The organism is Mesobacillus campisalis, assembly GCF_000986785.1.
GTDB lineage: Bacteria > Bacillota > Bacilli > Bacillales > Cytobacillaceae > Mesobacillus_B > Mesobacillus_B campisalis.
In genome coordinates, this window is record NZ_LAYY01000064.1 from 1 (window position 1) to 2,053 (window position 2,053).

A 2,053-nucleotide genomic window follows, 5' to 3' on the forward strand; every position below is an offset into this window, starting at 1 on the left:
AGAAGTCACAGGAGGAGCGGCAAAGCAAGAAAATTTCAGATAAAAGGCCAGTGAAAGCCTCAAGAAAAAAACCGTCCAATGCCTAGTGGACGGTTTTTTGCATAAGAACCCAGGAGCCAGGGCTTCAATTAACTTCCTTCGAGTCCGACTTGCCATTGGCAATCATTTCTGAGACTGTCACCATCTTCAGGTTTTTCTTTTTAAGCTGATCTAGAACCTGAGGAAGGGACGCAGCTGTTTGCTTTGCTGAATCCGAGGCATGCATAAGAATGATATCGCCTTTCTTTGCTTTTGAAATGTTATCAACTATTAGCTGCACGCCGGGATTCGTCCAATCTTTGGAGTCCAGACTCCAATGTACAATCGTGTAGCCGGCTCTTTCGGCTATATTAAGCGAGCGCTTGTCAAAATGCCCTGTTGGGGCTCTGAGAAGTTCAATATCCTTAATATTCAATTTGCGGAAGGCCTCCTGGGCTTTTAGAATATCCTGCCGGATTTTTGCATCCTCCAACTCGGTATAATCCTTATAATCATACCCAAGCATTCCGACCTCATATCCTTCCTTTACAATCCTGCTTACAAGTTCTGGGTGCCGTTCCGCCCATGAGCCGGCCAGGAAGAAGGTTGCCGATGAAACATTCTCTTTTTTCAGGACATCCAGTATAGGCTCTGCTTTTTCATCGCCCCATCCGATATTAAAGGTTAGGGCCACATCCTTTTCTCCTTTGTATACTGCTTTCGGTCCGTCATCTGATGAAAAGGCCGGTATTTGCACGATATTTTCGACATAAAAGAACCATGCAGTAAAAAATGCAGCAATCATGATGACTAATGCTTGTTTAATGGATTTTCCATTCAATACAACAAAGAAATTCATTCTGCTCACCTCGTCCAAGACTCCTTGTCTAATTTTTATGTGTGAATGAGGAAGATATGATTAAAATTTGTGAATACAAATGGTTCGGGAGTGGTAAATTACTGGAACATAGATGCACAAGGAGTGTTGTTATGCTAGGTTTTCTTATTAATGAACGGGAAATTAAAGAAATAGAGTATCTCATCAAAAGGGAAATGGACGAAATCCTTTTTGATTTGAAGGATGAGCGAATCGACCATATTGTGAAGCGTTCAATGAAGGAGCGGTACAAGATATTGTTTTCCCTGTTCAAAAGGGTAGCACCACCTTCGGAATGCATGAAATACATGGCGACGGATAAAAGTACATACCGAAAGTCTTATTGATTTTTGCGTTGTTTTTTAAAAAAATCATAAAAGTTGTTGACGAAGATCTGTGCAGCTGTTATATTAATAAACGTCGCTGCTGAGCAAGCGGCAAACAAAATAAAAAATGTTGTTGACTTACATGAAGCAACATGGTATATTATGAAGGTCGCTTACGGGCGATGATTGCTCTTTGAAAACTAAACAAACAAGCGTCAACAAACAATAATATTCATGCCTTCTATTATAGAAGAACATGAGCCAACGTTTTATTTTATGAGCTAATCACTCTTTTATTGGAGAGTTTGATCCTGGCTCAGGACGAACGCTGGCGGCGTGCCTAATACATGCAAGTCGAGCGGACTTGAGGGAGCTTGCTCCCGATGGTCAGCGGCGGACGGGTGAGTAACACGTGGGCAACCTGCCTGTAAGACTGGGATAACTCCGGGAAACCGGGGCTAATACCGGATAATTCATTCCCTCACATGAGGGAATGCTGAAAGACGGCTTTTGCTGTCACTTACAGATGGGCCCGCGGCGCATTAGCTAGTTGGTGAGGTAACGGCTCACCAAGGCCACGATGCGTAGCCGACCTGAGAGGGTGATCGGCCACACTGGGACTGAGACACGGCCCAGACTCCTACGGGAGGCAGCAGTAGGGAATCTTCCGCAATGGACGAAAGTCTGACGGAGCAACGCCGCGTGAGCGAAGAAGGCCTTCGGGTCGTAAAGCTCTGTTGTCAGGGAAGAACAAGTACCGGAGTAACTGCCGGTACCTTGACGGTACCTGACCAGAAAGCCACGGCTAACTACGTGCCAGCAGCCGCGGTAA

General features: G+C 44.9%; 2 protein-coding genes and 1 rRNA gene. 2 read left to right on the forward strand and 1 reads right to left on the reverse strand.

Annotated elements, in window-relative coordinates:
- Positions 1–124 precede the first annotated feature (124 nt).
- Positions 125–877 carry a polysaccharide deacetylase family sporulation protein PdaB gene (pdaB, locus tag WQ57_RS22300; RefSeq protein WP_046524807.1) on the reverse strand — a complete coding sequence of 251 codons (753 nt, stop codon included), beginning with the start codon at positions 875–877 and terminating at the stop codon, positions 125–127.
- 131 nt (positions 878–1,008) lie between these two features.
- Here pdaB and WQ57_RS22305 point away from each other — a divergent pair, with 131 nt between their 5' ends.
- Positions 1,009–1,242 (forward strand): hypothetical protein, encoded by a 234-nt coding sequence (locus WQ57_RS22305; RefSeq protein ID WP_046524808.1) that lies wholly within the window; start codon positions 1,009–1,011, stop codon positions 1,240–1,242.
- A gap of 272 nt (positions 1,243–1,514) precedes the next feature.
- Positions 1,515–2,053: ribosomal RNA gene (locus WQ57_RS22310) — 16S ribosomal RNA — on the forward strand; the annotation flags it as partial.